18 protein-coding genes are annotated in these 22,191 nt (G+C 62.3%); 9 read left to right on the forward strand and 9 right to left on the reverse strand.

What is annotated here, in order from left to right; translation table 11 throughout:
• Positions 1-4: 4 nt before the first annotated feature.
• Entirely contained in the window at positions 5-844 is an 840-nt protein-coding gene (locus PMI07_RS25385) for an ABC transporter permease (RefSeq protein WP_007773912.1), read from the reverse strand.
• A 10-nt stretch (positions 845-854) separates the two neighbouring features.
• Positions 855-1,775, reverse strand: a complete 921-nt coding sequence (locus tag PMI07_RS25390) for an ABC transporter permease (RefSeq protein WP_007773910.1) — start codon at positions 1,773-1,775, stop codon at positions 855-857.
• Between the two features lie 124 nt (positions 1,776-1,899).
• On the opposite strand from PMI07_RS25390, the gene PMI07_RS25395 reads away from it, so the two are divergent.
• From PMI07_RS25395 to PMI07_RS25405, 3 genes are all read left to right on the forward strand, one after another.
• Positions 1,900-2,838 carry a LysR substrate-binding domain-containing protein gene (locus PMI07_RS25395; RefSeq protein WP_007773908.1) on the forward strand — a complete coding sequence of 313 codons (939 nt, stop codon included), beginning with the start codon at positions 1,900-1,902 and terminating at the stop codon, positions 2,836-2,838.
• A 125-nt stretch (positions 2,839-2,963) separates the two neighbouring features.
• Complete coding sequence (locus PMI07_RS25400; RefSeq protein ID WP_024164143.1) at positions 2,964-3,392, forward strand: heme-binding protein; 429 nt, start codon at positions 2,964-2,966, stop codon at positions 3,390-3,392.
• 170 nt (positions 3,393-3,562) lie between these two features.
• Complete coding sequence (locus tag PMI07_RS25405) at positions 3,563-4,711, forward strand: M20 family metallopeptidase (protein ID WP_007766579.1); 1,149 nt, start codon at positions 3,563-3,565, stop codon at positions 4,709-4,711.
• Positions 4,712-4,716: 5 nt separating this feature from the next.
• On the opposite strand, the gene PMI07_RS25410 is transcribed toward PMI07_RS25405, so the two are convergent.
• The 5 genes from PMI07_RS25410 to ytfQ all read right to left on the reverse strand — a co-directional run bounded on the left by PMI07_RS25410 (position 4,717) and on the right by ytfQ (position 10,086).
• Complete coding sequence (locus tag PMI07_RS25410) at positions 4,717-5,460, reverse strand: FadR/GntR family transcriptional regulator (protein WP_024164144.1); 744 nt, start codon at positions 5,458-5,460, stop codon at positions 4,717-4,719.
• 1 nt (position 5,461) lies between these two features.
• The gene (gene yjfF, locus PMI07_RS25415; RefSeq protein WP_024164145.1) at positions 5,462-6,448 is read right to left on the reverse strand and encodes a galactofuranose ABC transporter, permease protein YjfF; all 987 of its coding nucleotides are present in this window, start codon (positions 6,446-6,448) and stop codon (positions 5,462-5,464) included.
• The gene (locus PMI07_RS25420; protein ID WP_024164146.1) at positions 6,445-7,494 is read right to left on the reverse strand and encodes an ABC transporter permease; all 1,050 of its coding nucleotides are present in this window, start codon (positions 7,492-7,494) and stop codon (positions 6,445-6,447) included. The genes yjfF and PMI07_RS25420 overlap by 4 nt, the downstream gene beginning before the upstream one ends.
• Positions 7,491-9,017 carry a sugar ABC transporter ATP-binding protein gene (locus PMI07_RS25425; protein ID WP_024164147.1) on the reverse strand — a complete coding sequence of 509 codons (1,527 nt, stop codon included), beginning with the start codon at positions 9,015-9,017 and terminating at the stop codon, positions 7,491-7,493. The genes PMI07_RS25420 and PMI07_RS25425 overlap by 4 nt, the downstream gene beginning before the upstream one ends.
• Before the next feature lie 109 nt (positions 9,018-9,126).
• The gene (gene ytfQ / locus PMI07_RS25430) at positions 9,127-10,086 is read right to left on the reverse strand and encodes a galactofuranose ABC transporter, galactofuranose-binding protein YtfQ (protein WP_007774987.1); all 960 of its coding nucleotides are present in this window, start codon (positions 10,084-10,086) and stop codon (positions 9,127-9,129) included.
• A 330-nt stretch (positions 10,087-10,416) separates the two neighbouring features.
• Between ytfQ and araD1 the strand changes: the two genes are divergently transcribed.
• The 6 genes from araD1 to mmsB all read left to right on the forward strand — a co-directional run bounded on the left by araD1 (position 10,417) and on the right by mmsB (position 18,158).
• Positions 10,417-11,409: an AraD1 family protein gene (gene araD1 / locus PMI07_RS35110; RefSeq protein WP_007774991.1), complete on the forward strand. Its 993-nt coding sequence runs from the start codon at positions 10,417-10,419 to the stop codon at positions 11,407-11,409.
• A 9-nt stretch (positions 11,410-11,418) separates the two neighbouring features.
• Complete coding sequence (locus PMI07_RS35115; RefSeq protein WP_007774993.1) at positions 11,419-12,345, forward strand: Gfo/Idh/MocA family oxidoreductase; 927 nt, start codon at positions 11,419-11,421, stop codon at positions 12,343-12,345.
• 2 nt (positions 12,346-12,347) lie between these two features.
• A complete protein-coding gene (locus tag PMI07_RS25445) occupies positions 12,348-14,192 on the forward strand; it encodes an IlvD/Edd family dehydratase (RefSeq protein WP_007774996.1) in 1,845 nt (614 codons plus the stop codon).
• Between the two features lie 121 nt (positions 14,193-14,313).
• The gene (gene chvE / locus PMI07_RS25450; protein ID WP_245277235.1) at positions 14,314-15,345 is read left to right on the forward strand and encodes a multiple monosaccharide ABC transporter substrate-binding protein; all 1,032 of its coding nucleotides are present in this window, start codon (positions 14,314-14,316) and stop codon (positions 15,343-15,345) included.
• 63 nt (positions 15,346-15,408) lie between these two features.
• Positions 15,409-16,971, forward strand: coding sequence for a multiple monosaccharide ABC transporter ATP-binding protein (mmsA, locus tag PMI07_RS25455; RefSeq protein ID WP_007765243.1), 1,563 nt, complete (start codon positions 15,409-15,411; stop codon positions 16,969-16,971).
• Entirely contained in the window at positions 16,968-18,158 is a 1,191-nt protein-coding gene (gene mmsB / locus PMI07_RS25460; RefSeq protein WP_007765241.1) for a multiple monosaccharide ABC transporter permease, read from the forward strand. The genes mmsA and mmsB overlap by 4 nt, the downstream gene beginning before the upstream one ends.
• A 138-nt stretch (positions 18,159-18,296) precedes the next feature.
• Here mmsB and PMI07_RS25465 read toward each other — a convergent pair whose 3' ends face one another.
• Both PMI07_RS25465 and PMI07_RS25470 read right to left on the reverse strand, forming a co-directional pair.
• Complete coding sequence (locus PMI07_RS25465) at positions 18,297-20,195, reverse strand: ABC transporter ATP-binding protein (protein ID WP_007765239.1); 1,899 nt, start codon at positions 20,193-20,195, stop codon at positions 18,297-18,299.
• A 10-nt stretch (positions 20,196-20,205) separates the two neighbouring features.
• On the reverse strand, positions 20,206-22,059 hold the full coding sequence (locus tag PMI07_RS25470; RefSeq protein ID WP_007765238.1) for an ABC transporter ATP-binding protein: 1,854 nt from the start codon (positions 22,057-22,059) through the stop codon (positions 20,206-20,208).
• Positions 22,060-22,191 lie beyond the last annotated feature (132 nt).

The raw sequence follows: 22,191 nt of genomic DNA on the forward strand, positions 1-22,191 counted from the left end.
ATTTTCAAGTTGTTCGGGCACGCAGCATCGGGTCGAGGCGGTCACGCAGCCAGTCGCCGACGATGCTCATCGAAAGAGTGACGAGAAAGATGACCAGACCGGGCCAGACCGAGATCCACCAGGCGGTCGAGAGATAGTCGCGGCCGTCGCCGAGGATCTGGCCGAGGCTGGTTTGCGGGGCCTGGATGCCTAGCCCTAAGAAGCTGAGCGAGGTTTCCAGAAGGATGATCTGCGGGAAGGTCAGCGTCACCTGGACGATCAGGGCGCTCGCGACGTTCGGCAGCACATGTTTGAGATAGAGCCGGCCATTGCCGGCGCCGAGCGCGACGATCGCCTTGGCATAGGGCTGGTTGATTGCCGACAGAACCACGCCGCGCGAAAGACGAGCGTATTTCTCCCATCCGAACAGGCCCATCAGGATGATGAACAGCGTCATGCTGTTGCCGAAGAAGGCAAGCAGCGTCAACGTGATCAGGATGAAGGGCAGCGACGCCTGGAAATCGACCAGCATCATCAGCACTTCCTCGATCCAGCCGCGGAAATGCGCCGCGATGAAGCCGATCGCCGAACCGAAGACGGCGCCGATGATCGTGCCGGCTATCGCCACCGAAAGCGACATCTGCAGGCCGGCGATCACCCTTGCCACCATGTCGCGGCCGATGCGGTCGGTGCCGAGCGGGAAGCTCGGATTGCTGCCGGTCATGAAGGCCGGGGGCTTCAGGCGGGCGAGCAGGTTCTGCTGCGACATGCCGTGCGACGTGAAGATATTGCCGACGATCGCGACGGACACGGCGATCGCCAGGATGACGATGGCGAAAACGAGAATGGGGGAAACGCGTTTCATCTGCCGGCCCTCAATTCTGCACGCGGATGCGTGGGTCGAGGAGGCCGTAGAGCAGGTCGACGACGAGGTTGGCAAGCACCATCGTCACCGCCATGACCAGCACCAGCCCCTGCACGACCGCAAGGTCCCGCGAGGAAACGGCGGTCACCAACAGGCGCCCGACGCCCGGCCAGGCGAACACGGTTTCCACGACGATGGCGCCGCCGATCAGTTCGCCGAGATTGAGGCCGATGATGGTGACGAGCGGTATGCTGGCATTCGGCAGCGCGTGAAAAACGATGCGCTTCCAGTACCCGACGCCTTTGGCGGCTGCGGCGCGGATATAGAGCTTGTCCAGCACTTCCAGCATGGCCGAGCGGGTGAAGCGCGCCAGCGTGCCGGCCGTGAAGGTCGCAAGCGTGATGGCGGGCATGATCAGGTGCCAGACGGTGCCGGTGCCGGAACTCGGCAGCCATTGCAGGCTCAAGGAAAACAGCAGGATCATCAGGATGCCGAGGAAGAAGTTCGGCAGCGCGAAGCCGAAAACGGCAGTGGCCATGATCAGGTTGTCGAAGGTCGAGCCGCGCTTAATAGCGGCGAAAATGCCGGCCGGCACGCCGATCAGGATGGCGCCGATATAGGAGAAAAGGCCGAGGATCAGCGTCCACGGAACGCGCTCGGTGATGATGTCGATGACCTCTCGGCCGTCGCGGTAGGAGATGCCGAACTGCCCGGTCGCCATCTGGATGACGTAGCGGAAATACTGGATCCAGAGCGGATCGTCGAGACGCCAGAGCTGGCGGAACTGCTCGACTTCCTCAGGCGTGGCATCGCCGCCGACAAGCGCCACGACAGGGTCACCCGAAGTTCTGAGCACCACGAATGCGAAAGTCACCACGAACCAAAGCGTCAGCACTGTCCGCAGGATTTTTAACAACCAGAAACGCGTCATTACGCTCCGTTTCGGGAGCCGAAGCTCCAGCTGTTCCAATTTTATTGTCGTTTTTTTGAAAACTAATCACGGGAATAAATTATTATCTATTACAAAATCGCGGGGGCATTGATATCTTCCAGATATGAAATACGGCATCGAATTTCGTCACCTCCACTATTTCGCCTGTGTCGCCGAAGAGCTGCATTTCAGCCGCGCCGCCGACAAGCTCGGCATGGCGCAGGCGCCGCTCAGCCAGCAGATCCGGCAGCTTGAAGATCGCCTCGGCACCAAGCTGTTCCGCCGCACGACGCGCCGCGTGAAACTGACGCCGGCCGGAGAAATCTTCCTGCGCCACGCTCAGGAAATCCTAGGGGGCATCGACAGGGCGGTCACGCATACCCGTTCCATTTCCGGTGACGATAGCGGAACGATTTCCGTCAGCGGCGTGCATGTGGCGCTGTCGCATGTGCTGCCGTTGGTCATTTCGGACTTTCGAAAACGTTATCCGGCGATGACCGTCGACGTGCAGGTGCTCGGCACCGCGCAGCAGCTCGAACTGCTCCAGAACAGCAAGGTGCAGGTGGCCTTCATCCGGCCGACCAACCCGGCGGGCTTCCTGAAGACCGAACATATTCTGGAGGAGGGATTTGTCGCGGTCCTGCCGAAGGATCACCGGCTAGCGAGCAAGAACGACCTGACGGTCAAGGATTTCGCCGGCGAGCCGATCATCACCTACGCGCCGACGGTGGGGGCCAGCTATTACCACGCGATCATGGATGCGCTGCGCCGAGCCGGTGTCTATCCGGTCATCGTGCAGGAGGTTTCCCATACGCTGGCGATCGCGACACTGGTCGCGGCGGGCGTCGGGATCGCGATTGCCCCCTCCTGGCTGGCACACAATCCGAGCCCTTATCTGGTCTACCGGCCGCTCGACGATATCCCGGCCGAAGTAGAACTGCTGGTCGCCTGGCAGGCGGAGGAGAAATCACGGATCGTGCTCGATTTCGTCGAAACGACGCGAAGGGTGATGGCTGAGGCCGGCAACAGTCTCGTGCGACGCGAGCTGTTCGAACCTGCCTGATCCTGCCTCGCCGCAATTCGCCGGCGCGAAGTTTTCCCGGATTTCACGTCATGCGATGTGTATGGCGGCCGGATTTTCTGGCATAGCGCTGTCCTGACCTGTTTTGAAACTGGAGAGGAGATTCCATGCTGACGATCAAGCGGTTGAGCCTTGAGGATGCGCGTGTGTTGATATCAGGCGCCCGCGCCAAGGCGGAGGAGATCAAGGTGCCGATGTGCATCGCCGTCACCGACGAATCCGGCCAACTGATTGCGTTCGAACGCATGGACGGCGGCAAGATCACCAGCACGATAATCGCCCAGGACAAGGCCTATACCGCGGCCGGTGCCAAGCGCACGACCGAAAGCTACGGCACCGCCAGCCAGCCCGGCAGCCCGGCCTATGGCATCAACTCGGCAATCGGCGGCCGCATTCTTGTGGTTGCCGGCGGCCTGCCGGTCGTGGTCGACGGAGATGTCGTCGGCGGCATCGGCCTCAGCTCGGGCACGCCGGCGCAGGATACGGAATGCGCCCAGGCCGGCGTCGATTTCTTCCTGAAATCACTGTCTGCCTGATATTTCCGATCATCGGCCGGTCGCACTGCTTCCTTTGGGGCGCTGGTGATTTTCCGCCGGTTATTCGGGTAATGGGTCTGGCGATCCTGGCTCGGCCAATTATAGTGGCCGGGCCGCGCCTTCTGCGGCATCACCCTCCAACCGCCCGAAGAACGCCCAAGGTTATTGCCATGACGCTTGCCATTTCCGCCAAAGACATCGACGACAAGGCCCTCATCGAAGAGCTGAAGCAGTGGGTCGAGATCGAGACCCCGACGCTCGATGTGGCTGCGGTCAATGTTCTGGCGGATCGGGTCGAGGCGATCGGCAAGGCGGCCGGTCTCGAGACGGAGCGGCTGCCGGGCACGCTCGGTTTTGGCGACATCCTGGCGATCCGCTCGCCGCGTCCGGCCGGCAGCAACGAGAAGACGGTTTTGATTCTCGCGCATCTCGACACGGTGCATGCGGTCGGCGTGATCGACCACCAACTGCCGCTGCGTCAGGAGGGGGACAAACTTTATGGCCCCGGCATCTACGACATGAAGTCCGGCGCGCTGATGGCGCTCGAGGCGATGAAACTCGCGGTCAGGCACGGGAGCAGGATGCCGATCGATCTGATCTTCGTTCCGGACGAGGAGATGGGCAGTCTCTCGTCGCGCGCCTTCATGGAAGAGGCGGCGAAGAATGCGGGTTATGCGCTGGTGGTCGAACCCGCCCGCGATGGCGGCAAGGTCGTGGTCGCCCGCAAAGGGGTCGCCATGTACGACGTCACCGTGCGGGGACGTGCGGCACACGCCGGTGCAAGGCCTCAGGATGGCCGCAGTGCCATTCGTGCCGCAGCGCGGCTGGTTCTGGAGCTTGAGGCACTCAACGACACCGAGCGCGGTGTCACCGTGACGGTCGGCACGATCCAGGGCGGCACAGGCCGCAATACTGTGCCGGCGGAATGCCGCCTGCAGGTCGACGTTCGCGTGCCGGACGACGCAATCGCTAAAGAAGTCACCGGCAAGATCGAGGCGATGAAGCCTGTCGATTCGGATATCACCTTCGAAATCGACGGCCGGATGAACCGACCTCCCTTTGCGCAGTCGGAAGAGGGCAAGCGCCTCTTCGACGTGGCGGCAGAGATCGCAGACGGGCTCGGAATCAAGCTGGAAGGAATGGCGACCGGTGGCGGTTCGGACGGCAATTTCACCGCGGCCCTCGGCGTGCCGACACTGGACGGTCTGGGTGCCGACGGCGCCGGCCCGCATACGTTCAACGAGCATATCTTCGTCAGCAGCGTAGCGCCGCGCACCGCGCTGCTCGCCAACCTGATGATCTCGCTGGACGCGAAATAGGGGTCTCAGGCCGGCAATGTCACTTCGAACGAATTGGCAATGCGGCTCTTGCCAACCTCGATGACGTGACGCATGGCGGCGATCGCCCTGTCAGGATCGCGTGAGGCGATCGCATGGGCGATCCTCAGGTGGTTGGCGGCGACCTCGTCGATCTTTTCCGGCGAGGCGGCGGGCGAGGAGAGCTGGAAGGAGATGGCCAGTGCCGCCTCGATCAGTGCGCTGGCCGAGCGCATGAACGGATTGCCGGACATGCGGGCGATGGCAAGGTGAAATTCGAGGTCCACCTTGGCGATGGTTTCCGGCGTATGGGAGAGGTTGTCGAATTTTGCGGCAATCGCGTAGAGCGCGACGATGTCGTCACTGGTGGCGCGCAGCGAGGCTGCGGCAGCCGCTGCCGGTTCCAGCGCCATGCGCATCTCGGCGAGGTGTTCTATGAATTCGAAATCCAGGCCGGATTCGAATCGCCAGCCGAGGACGTCCGAATCGAAGAAGTTCCAGCTCGCCTTGTCGAGCACGCGGGTGCCGACCTTGGCCTTGGCTTCGACGAGGCGTTTGGCGGCGAGCGTCTTCATGGATTCGCGCAACACCGTGCGGGAAACGCCGAAACGGGCGGAAAGCTCCGCATCGCCGGGCAACAGCGAACCTTCCGGAATCTTGCCGGAAACGATCCCCCGGCCGAGTTCCGCCACCACATGCGCGTGGTTGCTGCGGCGCTTTCGCCCACTGATCGTTGTTTCCAGAAGTCCCAACTCAGATCTCCTTCAGCCGTCCTTCGGCCAGTCGCCTGTTTGAATACCAGATGATTCCGCGCTGCAATACAATGAAGACAAAGAGCAGGATGCCGATGACGATTTTCGTCCACCAGGACGACAATGTGCCGTCGAAGACGATGTAGGTCTGGATCAGCCCCTGGATCAGGATGCCGATGAACGTTCCCGCGACCAGCCCCACGCCGCCGGTCAGAAGCGTGCCGCCGATGACGACGGCGGCGATCGCATCGAGTTCGACGCCGACCGTCGCCAGCGAGTAACCCGACGAGGTGTAGAGCGTGTAGGCGATGCCGGCGAGGCCGGAAAGGAAGCCGGACAGAGCATAGATGCCGACCGTGGTGGAGCCGACCGGAACGCCCATCAGCTCGGCCGACTGCTGGCTGCCGCCGATCGCATAGACATTGGCGCCGAAGCGGGTGCGGCCGGCGATGAAGGCGCCGACGATGAAGACCAGCAGCATCAGCATGGCGAGCGCCGTCAACCGGCCGCCGCCCGGAAAGCGGAAATAGAAGCCCTGGATCGCGTCGATCATCTCGTGGCTGATCGGCACGGATTCGGTCGAGATCAGGTAGGCCGCGCCTCGGGCCAGGAACATGCCGGCAAGCGTCACCACGAAGGGCGGAATGCCGAGATAACGGATCATCGCCCCCATCAGACTGCCGAACAGGGTCGAAATGACCAGCACGGCGGCGAAGGCGACCAGCGGGTGAACGCCAAGCGAGCCGACCAGGACGGCGACGAAGACGCTGGTAAAGGCGATCACCGAGCCGATCGACAGATCGATGCCGCCCGACAGGATGACGAAGGTCATGCCGACCGCTGCAATCCCGAGAAAGGCGTTGTCGGTCAGGAGATTGCCGATGACCCGGGTCGACAGCATGTTCGGGAACTGCAGCACGCAGAGGGCATAGGCGATGACGAAGATGCCGAGCGTGGTGACGAAGGGCAGGTTGCGGGTGTGGATCATCGAACCGTGCCCTCCGCCTTGTGGGATGTCTCGCGGGATGTTGTTTCGGCCTTGCGCCGCGGGGCCTTGACGAAGCCGAGCAGCGCCATGATCGCCGGCGACTGCAGTGTCAGAACGATCATGATGATGCCGGCCTTGATGATCAGGTTGAATTCCGGAGGGAAGCCGGACACCAGAATGCCGGTATTGATCGACTGGATGATCAGCGCGCCGATCAGCGATGCGGTGATGGAAAACCGCCCACCGTTCAGCGAGGTGCCGCCGATGACGACGGCGAGGATGGCGTCGAGCTCCAGCCAGAGGCCGGCATTGTTGGCATCGGCCCCGCGGATGTCGGCGGTGACGATCAGGCCGGCGATGGCGGCGCAGAGGCCGGAGATCGCGTAGACGAAGAACAGCAGGAAGCGGGCGCGCACGCCGGCAAGTGTTGCCGCGCGGCGGTTGATGCCGGTCGCCTCGATCAGGAAACCGAGCGCCGAACGGCGCACCAGCAGCCCGATGATCAGGGCGGCGCAGACCCAGATGAGGATCGGGATCGGGATGCCGGCGAGGGACCCGGATCCCACCGCCGCGAAGCTGTCGTTGTTGAAGGTGAGAATGACGCCCTCGGTGATCAGCTGGGCGATGCCGCGGCCGGCCACCATCAGGATCAGGGTCGCGATGATCGGCTGGATATCGAGGAGGGCCACCAGCACACCGTTCCAGAGGCCGCAGAGTAGGCCGACGCCGAGCGAGATCAGGATCACGACTGGCAACGGATAGCCGTGTGTGATCAGCGTTGCAGCGACCGCGCCGCAGATTGCGATCACCGCGCCGATGGAGAGGTCGATGCCGCGGGTGGCGATGACCAGCGTCATACCGATCGTCAGCAGCGCGACGGGGGCGGCACGCACCAGGATGTCGATCAGGCTGCCGTAGAGGCGGCCGTTCTGGAACGAGACGTTGAGGAAGCCGGGAGCGACCGCCGTGATCAAGGCGAGAATGACGGCCAGTGCGATGATCTGGGGTGCCAGCCGTTTCAGCCGGCGGGTGAGGCGGTTCGTCATGCAGCCTCCGTCCGGGCAGGGGCCGCGATCGCCTGCATGATGTTGTCGGCGGTCACCTGTTCGCCCTTGAGTTCGGCGATATGCTTGCGGTCGGACAGCACGATGACGCGGTGGGCGATGGCGGTCAGCTCCTCCAGCTCGGAGGAGATGACGACCAGCGACATGCCGTCGGCGCAGAGTTTTTCGACCATCTTGAGGATTTCTGCGTGCGCGCCGATATCGATGCCGCGCGTGGGTTCGTCTAATATCAGCAGGCGGGGTTCTGTCGCCAGCCAGCGGGCGAGGATCGCCTTCTGCTGGTTGCCGCCGGAGAGGAATTTCATCTGTCTGTTGGGGTCAGCCGGCCGGATATCCAGCGACTTGAGGAAGCTTTCGGCAAGCGCTGCCTTTTCGCGCGACGAGATCGGCTTTGCCCAGCCCTGGCGGGCCTGGACTGCGAGCGCGATATTGTCGGCGACGGAAAAATCGCCGATGATGCCGTCCGCCTTGCGCTCCTCCGGGCAGAAGCCGAAGCCGTTGGCAATCGCCGCTTCCGGGGAGGAGATGGCGACTTGCCGGTTGTCGACGGTCGCCGTGCCGCTGTCGGCGCGGTCTATGCCGAAGAGCAGGAAGGCGGTCTCGGTGCGGCCGGAGCCGAGCAATCCCGCAACTCCGACCACTTCGCCGGGTCGGATATCGAGGTCGAAGGGCGCGACGCTGCCGCGCTTGCCGTAACCCGAGAAGCGGATCGGCGCTTCGGTGGTGGAGGCGACGGTCTCTTCCTGGGCCTGATGCTCGCGGGTGATATGCTGCAGCTCGCGGCCGAGCATCATCGAGATCAGCTCCAGTCGCGGCAGTTCCGCAAGCTTGCGGGTGCCGACAAGCCGGCCGTTGCGTAAGACCGTGACGCGGTCGGCGACGGCGTAAACCTGGTTCAAAAAATGGGTGATGATGATGATGCCGAGGCCTTGCTCGCGCAGGCGCCGCAGCACCGAGAACAGCATCTCCACCTCGTGGGCGTCCAGGCTGGCGGTCGGTTCGTCGAGCACCAGAACCTTGCCGGAGAGATCGACGGCGCGGGCGATGGCGACAATCTGGCGGACGGCGACGGAATAGGACGAGAGCAGCGCGTCGACATCGATATCGAGGCCGTAACGTTGAAGCAGTGCCTTCGAGCGGCGGCGCATTTCGCCGCGGTCGATCAGGCCGAATCGACGCGGCTGGCGGCCGAGGAAGAGGTTTTCGGCGACCGTCAGGTTTTCGAGAAGATTGACCTCCTGGTAGACGGTGCCGATGCCGAGGCTTTGCGCTTCCGCGACGCTTGCCGGGGTCACCTCCGCACCTTCGAGGCGCATCGTGCCGTGATCGCGGCTGTAGACGCCGGTGAGGATCTTGATCAGCGTCGACTTGCCGGCGCCGTTTTCGCCGAGCAGCGCATGGATCTCGCCGCGCTCGAGCGTGAAATCGACGGCGTCGAGCGCCGTGATGCCGAGGAAGGCCTTGCCGATGCCCCGGGCTTCCAGAAGTGAACTCTTGTCCGACATGCCTTACGTCCCGCGTCTATCGAAGAACCGGAGCGGCGAGGGTGCACCGCTCCGGTTGCTGGAGGCGCCCGGCTCAAAGGGTAGGAGGCGGAGCCGGGTGGCGGGGGGGTCAGTAACCGAGACCCTTCTTGGCTTCGTAGACCTTCATCGGGTCATCCTTGGCGGTGTAGAGTTTCGATTCCGTCTGGATCCACTTCGGCGGAGCCTTCTTGTCCTTCAGATACGCATTGAGGGCTTCGAAGGCGGGGCCGGCCATGTTCGGGGTCAGCTCGACCGTCGCATTGGCTTCGCCCTTGGCCATGGCCTGGAAAATATCCGGCACGGCGTCGATCGAGACGACCTTGATGTCGGTGCCGGGCTTCAGGCCGGCTTCCTTGATCGCCTGGATGGCGCCGACCGCCATGTCGTCGTTATGGGCATAGACCGCGCAGATGTCCTTGCCGCCGCCTTCCGCCTTGATGAAGCTTTCCATGACTTCCTTGCCCTTGGTGCGGGTGAAGTCACCGGTCTGCGAGCGGGCGATCTTGATGTTCGAATGGGCGGCGATCGCCTGTTCGAAACCCTTTTTGCGGTTGATGGCAGGCGAGGAACCGGTGGTGCCTTGAAGTTCCATCACCTTGCAGTTCTTGGAGCCGATTTCCTTGACCAGCCAATCGCCGGCAACCTTGCCTTCGAACACCTGATCGGAGGTGACGGCGGTCAGGTAGAGGTCCTTCGGTGCGTCGATCTCGCGGTCGAGCAGGATGACCGGGATCTTTTCTTCCTTGGCTTCCTTGAGGACCGCATCCCAGCCGGTGGCGACGACCGGGGCGATGAAGATCGCATCGACGCCCTGCGCGATGAAGCCACGGATCGCCTTGATCTGGTTTTCCTGCTTCTGCTGGGCGTCGGCGAATTTCAGGGTGACGCCGCGCTTTTCGGCTTCCTGCTTGGTGACCGTGGTTTCGGCCGCACGCCAGCCGGATTCCGAACCGATCTGCGAGAAACCGACGGTAAGCGAGGCGGCAGAAACGCCGGATGCCAGGGATAGGGTGAGAGCGGCTGCAGCTGCCGCGAGTGCTCGTTTCATCTTAAATCCTCCCAGAGATGAGAAAGCGAACTGACGGCTGAAAGGATTGGCATATAATAATACTTTTTCAAGCGCTAATTTTTGAGAAGTTGTGAGAAATGCGGGCGTCGCCTCCGTTTGAAATAAACAATCGATTGAATCCCCAGGATAAATACAGTTTTTGAAAAATATCCAGATCGCCGAAAGCGTGTTTTCTTATCCTTGACAAGCCCGATGCCAATCCAATAGTCGTATTAATGACTGCATCGGGCCGAATGGTTCTGATGGGAGGAGTGGCATGGCGACAGGAGACGTCATGTTAGAATTGGAAGCATTTGGGTGACGAAATCGATGTTGCGGGTTCTTCAGGTCGTGGATGGCGCTGGTGCGTCTATTGTCGTTGCGTGGGATGGCGAAGGTGCTGCCCGTGCGGTCAAGGGCGTGTCGTCCACCTATGACCTCGCCTGCCAGGCGATTGCCGCCGGCCAGACCCTGGCAGAGCGGATCGATGCCGCCGGCCTCGGCGATCGCGTCGACCTTGAAAAGGCCGCGGACGAGGGGCGTCTTGGCTTGCCGATCACCCATCCGGACCCGGCGCATTTCGTCGTCGCGGGTACCGGATTGACCCATCTCGGTTCGGCCGATGGCCGCGACAAGATGCACAAGGCGGCGCAAGCGGCCGAAAAGCCCACCGATTCGATGCGCATGTTCCTGATGGGCGTCGAGGGCGGCAAGCCGAAGCCCGGCGAGGTCGGCGTGCAGCCGGAATGGTTCTACAAGGGCAACGGCTCGCAGCTTCGCGCCACCGGCAGCGATCTCGTGTCCCCGGCCTTCGCGCTCGATGGCGGCGAGGAGCCGGAACTTGCGGCGATCTACCTGATCGGCCCGGATGGTACGCCCTTCCGCCTGGGCTTCTGTCTCGCCAACGAATTTTCCGACCACGTGACGGAGAAGGGCAATTATCTCTGGCTCGCCCATTCCAAGCTGCGTCAGGCGGCACTCGGCCCGGAACTGCTCGTCGGCGATCTGCCGGAGCATGTAGAAGGCACTTCGCGCGTGTTGCGCGGTGACAAGGTGATCTTCGAAAAGCCTTTCCTGTCCGGCGAGGCGAACATGTCGCACACGATCGCCAATCTCGAACACCATAATTTCAAATATGATATCTTCCGCCAGCCGGGCGATCTGCATGTACATTTCTTCGGCACGGCGACGCTGTCGTTCTCCGAAGGGATCCAGACGGAAGCGGGTGACATGTTCGAGATTTCGGCCGCACCCTTCAAGCTGCCGCTCGTCAACCGGCTGACTGTTGCGGCGCACACGCCCGTGACGATCAAGAAGCTCTGAGAGGCGGTCATGGCTCCCATCCGCGTCGCCATCGTCGGGCTTGGAAAGATCGCGAGGGATCAGCATCTCGGCGCGATCGAAGCGACCGATGGCATCGAGCTCGTGGCCGTCGCCAGCCGCCACGCCAAGCTTGATCGCATCGCCTGTTTCCACGAGATCAGCGATCTGCTGGCCTCGGACGTCGAGTTCGATGCCGTCTCTCTCTGCACGCCGCCCGTGGGGCGTTTCGAGCAGGCCAAGGCAGCGCTCGACGCCGGCAAGCATGTGATGCTCGAAAAACCGCCGGGCGCGACGCTTTCGGAAGTCTATGCTCTGGAGAAGCTCGCTAGGGAAAAAGGCGTCACGCTGTTCTCGACCTGGCATTCGCGGGCTGCCGCCGCCGTCGAGCCGGCGCGGGCGCTACTCGCAAAGCGGACCATCCGCAGCGTCACGGTCGAGTGGAAGGAAGATGTACGTCACTGGCATCCGGGCCAGGCCTGGATCTGGGAGCCCGGCGGTCTCGGTGTCTTCGATCCCGGCATCAATGCGCTGTCGATCGTGACCCGCATCCTGCCGGAAAGCTTTCACCTCACCCGTTCGGACTTGACCTTCCCGGCCAACCGGGCGGCGCCGATCGCGGCTAGTCTCTCTTTCGAAACGGATGGCGGCATACCGGTCTCGGCCGAATTCGACTGGCGCCAGACCGGACCGCAGACCTGGGATATCCGCATCGAGACCGACGAAGGCCCGGTCGTCCTGACCCATGGCGGCAGCCGTCTTTTCGTCGATGGCCAAAGCGCGATCGTCGAGGAAGACAGGGAATACCGCAATCTCTATCGTGATTTCGTGGCGCTGGTGGCCGAGGGCCGCAGCGATGCCGATTTCTCGCCGCTGGTGCATGTCGCCGACGCCTTCATGCTGGGCCGGCGCATTCAAACAGATGCCTTTGAGGACTGATGATGACCAATTCCGAAAACGTAACCTCGAACGAGATTGCCGAAACCGACCACCGTCGCCAGGAGGTCCGGAAGCTCCGTTCCCGCGCCTGGTTCGACAATCCGTCGAATGTCGACATGACGGCGCTCTATCTCGAGCGTTACATGAATTTCGGTCTCAGCCAGGCCGAACTGCAATCCGACCGGCCGATCATCGGCATCGCACAGACGGGTTCGGATCTGTCGCCGTGCAATCGGCACCATCTGGAACTGGCGCATCGTCTGCGTGAGGGCATCCGCGAGGCGGGCGGCATCGCGATCGAATTCCCGGTCCACCCGATCCAGGAAACCGGCAAGCGGCCGACTGCCGGTCTCGACCGCAACCTTGCCTATCTCGGCCTGGTGGAAGTCCTCTACGGTTATCCGCTCGACGGTGTCGTGCTGACGATCGGCTGCGACAAGACCACGCCGGCCTGTCTGATGGCGGCGGCGACCGTCAACATCCCGGCGATCGCGCTCTCCGTTGGCCCGATGCTGAACGGCTGGTTCCGCGGCGAGCGCACCGGCTCCGGCACCATCGTCTGGAAGGCCCGCGAGCTGCTGGCCAAGGGCGAGATCGACTATGCGGGCTTCGTCAAGCTCGTCGCCTCCTCGGCACCGTCCACCGGATATTGCAACACGATGGGCACGGCGACGACGATGAATTCGCTTGCCGAAGCGCTCGGCATGCAGCTTCCGGGCTCGGCGGCGATCCCGGCGCCCTATCGCGATCGGCAGGAAGTCTCCTATCTGACCGGCCTTCGCATCGTCGAGATGGTCAAGGAGGATCTGAAGCCCTCCGATATCCTAACCAAGGAAGCCTTTATCAACGCCATCCGCGTCAATTCGGCGATCGGCGGCTCGACCAATGCGCCGATCCATCTGAATGCGCTCGCCCGGCATATCGGCGTCGAACTGACGGTCGATGACTGGCAGGCTTACGGCGAGGAAGTGCCGCTGCTCGTCAACCTGCAGCCGGCCGGCGAATATCTCGGCGAGGACTATTACCATGCCGGCGGCGTGCCGGCCGTCGTCAACCAGTTGATGACCCAGGGCCTCATCCATGAGGACGCGATGACGGTCAACGGCAAGACGATCGGCGATAACTGTCGCGGCGCGATCATCGAAGACGAGAAGGTCATCCGCCGGTATGACGAACCCCTGAAGGCCCATGCGGGCTTCCGGGTGCTGCGTGGCAATCTGTTCTCTTCGGCGATCATGAAGACCAGCGTCATCTCGCCGGAATTCCGCCAGCGTTATCTCTCCAACCCGAACGATCCGGAAGCCTTTGAGGGCAGGGCTGTGGTGTTCGACGGGCCGGAAGACTACCATCACCGGATCGACGATCCGTCGCTCGAAATCGATGCGCATACGGTCCTGTTCATGCGCGGCGCCGGACCGATCGGTTATCCGGGTGCCGCCGAGGTCGTCAACATGCGCGCCCCGGACTATCTCCTGAAACAGGGAATCTCGTCGCTTGCCTGCATCGGCGACGGCCGCCAGTCCGGAACGTCCGGCAGCCCGTCGATCCTCAATGCCTCGCCGGAAGCGGCCGCTGGCGGTGGCCTTGCCATCCTGCGGACCGGCGATCGCGTGCGCATCGACGTCGGTCGCGGTACGGCGGATATCCTGATCTCCGACGAGGAAATGGCGGAGCGCCGCAAGACTCTTGAGGCAGAGGGCGGCTACCAGTACCCGAAGCATCAGACGCCCTGGCAGGAAATCCAGCGCCACTATGTCGGCCAGCTCGAAACCGGCGCCGTGCTGGAGCCGGCCGTCAAATACCAGCGGATTGCTCAGACCAACGGCATTCCGCGCGACAATCACTGACCGGTTTGCGGTCCCCAGGGCGGCGGGAGGCCGCCCTTAGACAAGATTTGGCGGCTCGAAGGGAGCCGCTCCAAAGGAGGAGTAATCCATGCGAATGTTCCAATATCTCGCGACCGCAGCCATGCTGGCTGGTCTGGTCATTGCGGCTCCTGCCGGCGCCCAGGACAAGGGCCTCGTCGGCGTCGCCATGCCGACGAAGTCTTCGGCGCGCTGGATCGCCGACGGCGACAACATGGTCAAGGTCCTGAAGGAACGCGGCTACAAGACCGATCTTCAGTACGCCGAAGACGACATTCCGAACCAGCTCGCCCAGATCGAGAACATGATCACCAAGGGCGCCAAGGTTCTCGTCATCGCCTCGATCGACGGCACGACGCTTTCCGACGTGCTGCAGCAGGCCGCCGACCAGAAGATCAAGGTCATCGCTTATGACCGCCTGATCCGCGATACCCCGAATGTCAGCTACTACGCCACCTTCGACAACTTCCAGGTCGGCGTTCAGCAGGCGACGTCGCTGGTGAAGGGCCTCAAGGCCGACACCGAAAAGGGCCCGTTCAACATCGAACTCTTCGGCGGCTCTCCGGACGACAATAACGCCTTCTTCTTCTACAACGGTGCGATGAGCGTGCTGCAGCCGCTGATCGACAAGGGCGTCCTGAAGGTCGGTAGCGGCCAGGTCGGCATGGACAAGGTCGCGACGCTGCGCTGGGATCCGGCAACCGCCCAGGCCCGCATGGATGCGATCCTCTCCTCCACCTATTCCGACAAGAAGCTCAACGGCGTGCTGTCCCCCTATGACGGCCTTTCGATCGGCATTCTCTCGTCGGTAAAGGGCGTCGGCTACGGCAGCGGCAATATGCCGATGCCGATCGTCACTGGTCAGGATGCGGAAGTTCCCTCCGTCAAGTCGATTATTGCCGGCGAGCAGTATTCGACGATCTTCAAGGACACCCGCGACCTCGCAAAGGTCACGGTCGACATGGTCGATGCGGCGATGAGCGGCAAGGAACCTGTGGTCAACGACACCAAGACCTACGACAACGGCAAGAAGGTCGTTCCGTCATACCTCCTGAAGCCGGTCGTGGTCGACAAGTCCAACTGGAAACAGGTCCTGATCGACGGCGGTTACTACAAGGAATCGCAGGTTAAGTAAGCTTTTTGACCCGCGCGGCAGATGATATGCTGCCGCGCGGACCTCTTTAGTTTCGGAGTGATCATGCTCGATCCCGTTTCGCTTGCCGACAAGCCGCCCATTCTGGAGATGCGCGGCATTTCGAAGAGCTTTGGCGCCGTAAAGGCGCTTTCCGATGTCAGCTTCACCGTCAAGGAAGGCGAGATCCACGCGCTCGTCGGCGAAAACGGCGCCGGCAAGTCGACGCTGATGAAGGTTCTCTCTGGCGTCTATCCCCACGGTTCCTACGAAGGCTCGATCCTGTTCGCAGGCGAGGAACGCCATTTTCGCGATATCAACGATTCCGAAAAGCTCGGCGTCATCATCATCCATCAGGAACTGGCGCTCATTCCGCTGATGTCGATCGCGGAGAACATTTTTCTCAACAATCCGCCGTCCCGCTACGGCGTCATCGACCGCAGCGAGCGGCATGAGCGAACCAAGGCCCTGCTTGCCAAGGTCGGTCTCTCCGAGCGTCCGGACACGCTGATCACCAATATCGGCGTCGGCAAGCAGCAGCTGGTCGAAATCGCCAAGGCACTGTCGAAGGACGTGCGCCTGCTGATCCTCGACGAACCGACCGCCTCGCTCAACGAGACGGACAGCGCTGCCCTTCTCGACCTGCTCAAGGAGTTCCGCTCGCACGGGATCACCTCGATCATGATCTCCCACAAGCTCAACGAGATTTCCGAGATCGCCGACCGGATTACGGTGCTGCGCGACGGCCGCACCGTCGGCACGCTCGATTGTCACGCCGGTCCGGTCGATGAGGACGAGATCGTGCGGCGCATGGTCGACCGCGATCTCGAAAGCCGCTATCCGAAGCGCGAGCCGAAGATCGGCGAGGTGATTTTCGAGGTCGAGAACTGGTCGGCCTACCATCCGCTGCATTCCGGCCGACAGGTGGTCAAGAACGTTTCGCTGAAGGCGCGTGCCGGCGAGATCGTCGGCATATCCGGCCTGATGGGCTCGGGCCGCACCGAATTTGCCATGAGCGTTTTCGGCCGCTCCTGGGGCCGCGACATCACCGGCACGGTGAAACTGCACGGCAAGGAAGTCCACCTTACCGATGTCCACAAGGCCATCAAGGCAGGCCTTGCCTATGTTACCGAGGACCGCAAACAGCTCGGACTGGTTCTCTCGGAGGACATCCGCAAGAATGTCTCGCTCGCCCATCTCGGCGGCGTTTCCTCGCGCGGCGTCATCGACGACATTGCCGAGATGAAGGTGGCGCAGGAATTCCGTGGGCGGATGCGCATCCGCAGCCACAACGTCTACCAGGAAACCGGCAAGCTTTCGGGCGGCAACCAGCAGAAGGTGGTATTGTCGAAATGGCTGTTTACCGGTCCCGACGTGCTCATTCTCGATGAGCCGACGCGCGGCATCGATGTCGGCGCGAAATATGAAATCTACACGATCATCAACGAGCTAGCCGATGCCGGCAAGGCGGTGATCGTCATCTCGTCGGAAATGCCCGAGCTGATCGGCATCTGCGACCGTATCGTGGTCATGCACGAAGGTGCTTTTGTCGGCGAAGTGTCCGGCGAGGAAGCCACGCAGGAAAATATCATGCGCGCCATCATGCGGCGCAAAGGGAGAGAAGTATGAGCACCCCCCAGGAAACAATTACGGCGCCGCAGAGCGCCACCGGTTTTCTGAAGGATAATCTCCGCGACTTCGGCATGCTGATCTCGCTCGTCGTCATCGTGGTGTTCTTTCAGATCGCCACGGACGGGGTTCTCCTGAAGCCGCTCAACGTCACCAATATCGTGCTGCAGAATTCCTATATCGTCATCATGGCGCTCGGCATGCTGATGGTGATCGTCACCGGCCATATCGACCTGTCGGTCGGCTCGGTCGCGGGCTTCATCGGCGGTTTTGCCGGGCTATTGATGGTTCAGTGGGGTATCAATTTCGCCGTCGTCATCGTTATCAGCCTTGCGGTCGGCGGCCTGATCGGCGCGATCCAGGGCTATTTCGTCGCCTATTTCAAGATACCGTCCTTCATCGTGACGCTGGCGGGCATGCTGGTCTTCCGCGGCCTGATGATCGCCATCCTCGGCAGCCAGGCGATCGGGCCTTTCCCGCCGATCTTCCAGAAGCTTTCGTCCGGTTATGTCGTCGAGCTGATCTCGTCGGCCGGCGGCCTCTACATCACCTCGTTCCTGCTCGGGCTGGTGCTTGCGGTAATCCTGATCGTGCAGAATTTCGCAAGCCGTAAGCGGCGTATTTCGCATGGCGTCGAGTCGGAGCCGTTCGGCTTCTTCGTCGCCAAGAACCTGCTGATCCTCGCCGGTGTCGGTTACATCGCCTTCCTGATCTCCTCGCATCGCGGCATGCCGAACGTGCTGATCATCATGGCGATCCTGATCGCCGCCTATAGTTTCCTCACCACCCGCACGGTGATCGGCCGGCAGATCTATGCGGTCGGCGGCAATGCCCGAGCTGCCGAGCTTTCCGGCATCAAGACGACGCGGCTGGTGTTCTTCACCTTCGTCAACATGGGCGTGCTTGCGGCGCTCGGCGGTCTCGTCGTCGCGGCGCGCCTCAACAGCGCCACGCCGAAGGCCGGCACCGGGTTCGAGCTGGACGTCATCGCAGCCTGCTTCATCGGCGGCGCGTCCGCCTATGGCGGCGTCGGCAAGGTGACGGGCGCGGTCATCGGCGCCTTCCTGATGGGCGTGATGAACAACGGCATGTCGATCCTCGGCATCGGCATCGACTATCAGCAGGTGATCAAGGGCCTGGTTCTCCTCGGCGCCGTCTGCGTCGACGTCTACAACCAGCGGCGCTGAGGCGCTGCTTTCCTTTCAAACGTTGCCCCATGAAACTTGAAAGCCCGGATGCGTCAGACGCTTCCGGGCTTTTTTATGCGCTGGACTGTTCCCGGCCGTCGGTTTCCGGGCGAAGGGGGAAAACGGTCGAAACTGGCTTCAGGTGGCAGACTCGGTCACGGCCTCTTCGATGACATCTTCCGGAATGTCGTCGAAGGACGAGTAGTTGAGGTTATAGAGCTTCGAATAGAGCTTTTCGTTCTTCATCAGCTGGCGGTGATTGCCGCTTTCGATCAGCTCGCCGTTCTGCAGCACGATGATGCGGTCGGCCTCGCGGATGGTGGCAAGCCGATGGGCGATGACGAGGCCGGTGCGGCCTTCGAGCAGTTTTACCAGCGCCTTCTGGATCAGCATTTCCGTATAGCTGTCGATATTGGCGGTCGCCTCGTCGAGCACCAGGATTTTGGCGTCGGCCACCAGCGCGCGGGCAAAGCTCAAAAGCTGGCGCTGGCCGAGCGAGAGATTGCCGCCGCGCTGGCCGAGAATGCTCTCGTAGCCGTCGGGCATGCGCATGATGAAGTCGTGGGCGCCGACCGCCTTGGCCGCCTCGATCACCTGTTCGCGGGTCGCGTCCGTCTTGTGGTAGCGGATGTTTTCGAACACCGTGCCGGTGAACAGGAACGGCTCCTGCAGCACCATGGCGATCTGCCGGCCGAGCGATTCCTGCGTCAGGTCCCGCACGTCGTGACCGCCGACCAGGACCTGGCCCTGCTGCACGTCGTAGAAACGGTGGATCAGCGACATGCAGCTCGACTTGCCCGAGCCCGTCGGGCCGACCAGCGCGACCGTCTCGCCCGGGTTCACCTTGAAGCTCACATGTTTCAAGACCGGGTGCTTGGGATTGTAGCCGAAGACCACATCCTTGAACTCGACCGAGCCGTCCATGTCAGCCGACAGGACCTTGGCATTTGGCGCATCCTGGATGTCGACCGGCACGTCCAGCACTTCGGTCAAGCGCTGGCCGGAGGCCATGGCACGCTGCATCACCGAATATTGCAGCGTCAGTGAGCGGATCGGGTCGAAGAAGCGCTGGATGTAGAAGAGGAAGGCGACCATGACGCCGACATCGAGCGCCTGGTTGAGCACGCGGGCGCCGCCGACCACGACGACGAGCGCCATCGCCAGGCCGGTCAGAGAGTCGACGATCGGCACCATGACCTGGGCGTATTTCGCCGCATTCAGGTGAGTGTTGAGGTTGGCGCGGGCCTTGTCGTCATAGAGCACGAAGTTGACGCTCTGGCGGTCCATGCTCTGGACGGCGCGCACGCCGTGGATCGCTTCGGCCAGCGCACCGTTGGCGATCGAGTTGGTCTCATGCGCGGCCATGAAGGATTTTCGCGCGCGCGGCAGCCAGAACAGGCGCACGACGAAGAGCACGGGCAAGGCACAGAGGGTCAGCAGGCCGAGCTTGAAATCGAGCGTCAGCATGACGAAGACGATGCCGAACAGCAGCGTGATGTCGCCGACCGAAAGAACCGAGGTTTCCAGGAATTCCTGCATGGAATTGACATCGCCCTGCAGGCGCGACATCAGCCGGCCGACTTCCGTCTTGTCCATCCAGGAGAGCGAGACGCGCTGCAGATGCGTGAACATCGCCTTGCGGATATCGAAGAGCACGTCTTCGGCGACGCCGCCGACCAGCGTTTCCTGGGCATAACTTGCGCCGAAATTGATAATGATCGCCACCAGGAAGGCGACCATCGCCCAGATCAGCACCGATTGGCTGTCTGCGCCCGCCTGCATGCCATGGTCGATCGCGTAACGGATGATCAGCGGAATGAGGAGCTGCATCGCGGTGAAACAGAGCACCGCCAGCACGGCCCAGTAGATCTTGGTGCGGTAGGGCCGTACGAAGGCCCAGATGCGCTTGACGATATTGCTGTCGAAGACCTTGCCGAAGATTTCCTCTTCGATGCGGTGCGAGCCGACCACCGCGCGGGGCGGGCGCCTGCCGTCTTCGCGAACGTCGGAGCGTTCGGTTTCCAGTTCCTCGGCCATAAATCCTCCCTCAGGCGCTGAGCGCGTCGTCGCCCGGACGTACCTGCAGATCGTAAAGCGCCTTGTAGCGGCCGCCGAGCGCCAGCAGCTCGTCATGTGTTCCGCTTTCGACGATGCGGCCTTCTTCCATGAACAGGATTCGGTCGGCATGCATCAGCGAGCTCAGGCGATGGGCGACGATGATCGTCACCCGGTCGGCTGCATATTTGCGCATGGCGCTACGGATGCGCTGCTCGGTACCGGCGTCGATCGCCGCCGTCGAGTCGTCGAACACCATCACCGTCGGGCGCAGCATCAGCGCCCGGGCGATCGACAGGCGCTGGCGCTGGCCGCCGGAGAGCGATACGCCGCGTTCGCCGACGACCGTGCCGTAACCGGTCGGCAGGCCGAGCACGTAGTTGTGGAGCTGGGCGCTTTCGCTGGCACGCTCGATGCGGCCTTCCTTCGCCCAGGGGTCGCCATAGGCGATGTTGTTTTCGATCGTCGTCGTGAACAGGAAACTGTCCTGCTGGACCACGGCAACCGACCGGCGCAGCGATTGCAGCGTGGCGCGGCGGATGTCCTGGCCGTCGATGGTGATCCTGCCGCCCGTCACATCGTAGAAACGCGGGATCAGGTGCGCCATGGTCGATTTGCCGCTGCCGGGCGGGCCGACGATGCCGATCGTCTCGCCGCGCTTCGCCTCGAAGGAAACGCCGGTGAGGACCTGATGTTTCTCGGCGCCCGGATAGGCGAAATCGACATTCTCGAACCGCAGCGTGCCGTCGGTGACCTTCAGTTCCCTGGCGTCCTTCTCGTCCTTGATGGCGATATCGAGGTCGAGCAATTCGAACAGGCGCGCGCCGCAGGTGGAGGCGCGGGCAAAGGCGTTGACCATCAGGCCGAGCTGGCGCACCGGCATCTGCAGGATGGTCATGAAGGTGAGGAAGGAGGTGAGCGTGCCGACCGTCATCTGGCCGGCCATCACCTTGTTTCCGCCGACCCAAAGAACCAGGCCCATGGCGGCGAAGAAGGACAGCGTCATGGCACTGGTATTGGCGACCCGGATGCCGACGCGCTGATGCGCAAGCGATACCGCGCTTTTCGATGCGGTCTCGAACTTGTCGAGTTCGTGGTCCTGGGCGGCGAAGGCGCGCACGACGCGGATGCCGCCGAGGTTTTCCTCCATGACGCGGGTCAGCACAGAGAGCCGTTCCTGGAGGTCGAGCCAGGTGGCGCGCAGCCGTAGTTGGGTCACCGACGACCGCCAGCCGACGAAAGGCACGAAGCTCAAGGCCAGCAGGCCGAGCACCACGTCGGTGGACAATAGAAGATAGGCGCCGAAGCCGATCAGCACGGTCAAAAGAACCATGCGCACCAGCGCCGTCGAGAAATACATGCGCACGCCTTCGAGATCGAGAAGCCCGACGGTGATCAGGTCGCCCGAATGCATGCTGTCATGGAAGCTGAAGGAAAGCCGCTGGATCTTCTCGTAACAGGCGAGCCTCAGGCGATAGCCCATATGATGGCCGACCGCTTCGCTATAGTAGTTCTGGAACAGGGTGAAAACACCGCGCAACACGCTGGCGCCGAGCAGCAGCAGGGCGGTGGTCAACAGCGCGTCCTGGGCCGCCTGGCCGGCATCGCCGCCGGTCAGCGCCACCTGCGTGTGGTCCACCGCTTGCCCAAGCAGCCGCGGGATCATCAGCTGGAAGGCGGAGGCGATCAGGGTCGCGCCGATCGCGAAGCTGGATTGCCACGGATGACGGAAGGCCATGACGGTAATGCGGGTCAGTATCGAGAAGCCCTTGCCCCAACCTGCCGCATTTACCAGCGCCAACGAAGCCGACGGCTTCGCGACGCGAACTGTTGCATCGCTGCTCACGGTTTTATTCCAAAAATGAATCACAGAGTCGGATAAAATTATCCGGGAAGACGGCCATTATGAGATGAAGATTCGGACCGTGATCTAACCTGCATAATGGGGCTGATCAGTCAACCGATTCGGGCCGAAAAC

Origin of the sequence: Rhizobium sp. CF080 (assembly GCF_000282095.2) — a bacterium.
Lineage (GTDB): Bacteria > Pseudomonadota > Alphaproteobacteria > Rhizobiales > Rhizobiaceae > Neorhizobium.

Coding starts and splice junctions, on each gene's coding strand:
- PMI07_RS25420 (WP_024164146.1), bottom strand. CDS start 7,494: ATGACGAACCGCCTCACCCGCCGGCTGAAACGGCTGGCACCCCAGATC.
- araD1 (WP_007774991.1), top strand. CDS start 10,417: ATGTTGCGGGTTCTTCAGGTCGTGGATGGCGCTGGTGCGTCTATTGTC.
- mmsA (WP_007765243.1), top strand. CDS start 15,409: ATGCTCGATCCCGTTTCGCTTGCCGACAAGCCGCCCATTCTGGAGATG.
- PMI07_RS35115 (WP_007774993.1), top strand. CDS start 11,419: ATGGCTCCCATCCGCGTCGCCATCGTCGGGCTTGGAAAGATCGCGAGG.
- ytfQ (WP_007774987.1), bottom strand. CDS start 10,086: ATGAAACGAGCACTCGCGGCAGCTGCAGCCGCTCTCACCCTATCCCTG.
- PMI07_RS25395 (WP_007773908.1), top strand. CDS start 1,900: ATGAAATACGGCATCGAATTTCGTCACCTCCACTATTTCGCCTGTGTC.
- PMI07_RS25445 (WP_007774996.1), top strand. CDS start 12,348: ATGACCAATTCCGAAAACGTAACCTCGAACGAGATTGCCGAAACCGAC.
- PMI07_RS25405 (WP_007766579.1), top strand. CDS start 3,563: ATGACGCTTGCCATTTCCGCCAAAGACATCGACGACAAGGCCCTCATC.
- PMI07_RS25390 (WP_007773910.1), bottom strand. CDS start 1,775: ATGACGCGTTTCTGGTTGTTAAAAATCCTGCGGACAGTGCTGACGCTT.
- mmsB (WP_007765241.1), top strand. CDS start 16,968: ATGAGCACCCCCCAGGAAACAATTACGGCGCCGCAGAGCGCCACCGGT.
- yjfF (WP_024164145.1), bottom strand. CDS start 6,448: ATGATCCACACCCGCAACCTGCCCTTCGTCACCACGCTCGGCATCTTC.
- chvE (WP_245277235.1), top strand. CDS start 14,314: ATGCTGGCTGGTCTGGTCATTGCGGCTCCTGCCGGCGCCCAGGACAAG.
- PMI07_RS25465 (WP_007765239.1), bottom strand. CDS start 20,195: ATGGCCGAGGAACTGGAAACCGAACGCTCCGACGTTCGCGAAGACGGC.
- PMI07_RS25385 (WP_007773912.1), bottom strand. CDS start 844: ATGAAACGCGTTTCCCCCATTCTCGTTTTCGCCATCGTCATCCTGGCG.
- PMI07_RS25425 (WP_024164147.1), bottom strand. CDS start 9,017: ATGTCGGACAAGAGTTCACTTCTGGAAGCCCGGGGCATCGGCAAGGCC.
- PMI07_RS25400 (WP_024164143.1), top strand. CDS start 2,964: ATGCTGACGATCAAGCGGTTGAGCCTTGAGGATGCGCGTGTGTTGATA.